General features: G+C 75.2%; 1 protein-coding gene. It reads right to left on the bottom strand.

Going from position 1 to position 1,778, the window contains the following annotated elements; translation table 11 throughout:
• On the bottom strand, positions 1-1,778 hold a 1,778-nt coding region (locus AOK23_RS32205; RefSeq protein ID WP_157878220.1), incomplete at both ends, for an SDR family NAD(P)-dependent oxidoreductase.

The following is a 1,778-nucleotide window of genomic DNA, read 5'->3' on the forward strand; positions in this document are numbered from 1 at the left end:
GTGGAGGGGGCGGACAGGTGCGTGGTGAGGCGGTCGCGCCAGTACCGCTGGTCCCGCTCGAACGCCGGGGAGTGCCGTTCCGCGGTGAGGGCGGCCACGTAGTCGTCGAACTCACCTGAGGTGGGTGGGAGTTCGTGGGTCGCTCCCTCTCCCCGCGCGAGTGCGGTGTACAGCGACCAGAGGTCCTCGCTCAGCACCTTGAGGCTGTAGCCGTCGGCGGCGGCGTGGTGGACGACCAGGAGCAGATGGATGAGGTGCGCGTCCTCCTGGTCGGGGACCAGCACGGCTCGTACGGGGTCCTCCGCGGTGAGGTCGAAGGGGCGGTTGCAGAGGGCCTGTTCGAGGTCGGCCAGGTCGCGGGGACCGGCCGGGACCCGCCGGATCTCGTACCAGGCGGGCCCGGAACCGTGGGCGGTGGGCACCTCGGCCGGCGCGGTGTACTGGCGCGGGCGGGAGCCGCCGTCCCTGGTCAACCGCATCCGCAGCAGGGGGTGACGAAGGGCCAGGTGGGCGAGCGCCCGGCCGAGGAGCGCGGGGTCGAGGGGGCCGCTGACGGTCTGGCGGACATAGCCGTACGCGGTGACGCCCTCGTGCAGCGATGCGCTGGTGTGGAAGGCGAGTTGGAGAGGGGTGAGGGGCAGGAGGCCGTCGTCGCGGCCGGACCCGATGGCGGGAGGCGCGGCTGGCAGGGCGGGCGGTGCCGCCTTGGGCGTCCCGGTGGCCAGATGGGCGGCCAGTTCGCCGATGGTGCGGTACTCGAAGAGCAGGGTGGCGGGCAGCGGCCGGCCCAGCTCCCGCTCCAGACGCCGGGCGAGGTCCACGGCACTGAGGGAGTCCAGCCCGAGCCCGAGGAAGGGGGCGTCCTCCGCGATGTCCTCGGGGGAGCGGTGGAGGGCTTCGGCGAGCAGACGGCGGAGGAGCGCGGTGATCTCGGGGGCGGTGCTGCTTGCGGCGGCAGTGCGGGTCGTGGATGTGGATGTGGGTGAGGGCTCGGGCGTTGGTGTGGGTGCGGGCGCGGAGGCAGGCGTGAGAGCGATGGGTGCCGGTGCCGGTGCCGGTGCCGGTGCCGGTGCGGGGCTCTGTGTGGGGTCCGGTGTCGGTGTCGGCGTCGGTTCCGTCGTGCCCGTCACCAGTACGTGGGGCGCGTCCAGGGTGAGGGCCGTGCGGAGGGCGGTGAGGGCGGCGCGTACGGGCATGGGGGTGAGGCCCCGGGCACGGAGTCGGTCCTCGGCGCGAGGGCCGCTCGCCAGGCCCGTGTCGGAGACCGGTCCGAGGGTGATCGCCCGCCAGGGGCGCCCCGCGGCGTGCTCGGCGGTGGTGAAGGCGTCGAGGAACGCGTTGGCGGCGGCGTAGTCGCCGAGGGCGCCGGACAGGCCGGGCAGGACCGAGGAGACGGAGGAGAAGGCGACGCGGACGGCGGTGTCGTGGCCGTACCGGCGCAGTGCCTCCGCGAGGAGGACCGTGCCGTGGACCTTGGCCGCGAGGGTCTCCTCGATCTCGTCGTCCGACTTGCCGCGCAGGCTGCCGGGGCGGGCCGTACCGGCCGCGTGGAAGACACCGTCCAGGGGCGGCAGCCCGGCGACGAGGTCGTCGATGGCGCCGGCGTCGCTCACGTCCGCCGCCTGGTAGCGGGCGCGGGCGCCGAGCGCGCGGAGTTCGGCGAGCAGGGCTCGGGGTGGAGTGGGGGTGCGGCCGGTGAGGACGAGGTCGGGGGCGCCGCGCTCCGCGAGGTCGCGGGCGAGCGCGGACCCGAGGCCGCCGGCACCGCCGGTGATGAG

This window comes from Streptomyces torulosus (assembly GCF_001419765.1).
In the GTDB taxonomy this organism is placed as follows: Bacteria; Actinomycetota; Actinomycetes; order Streptomycetales; family Streptomycetaceae; genus Streptomyces; species Streptomyces torulosus.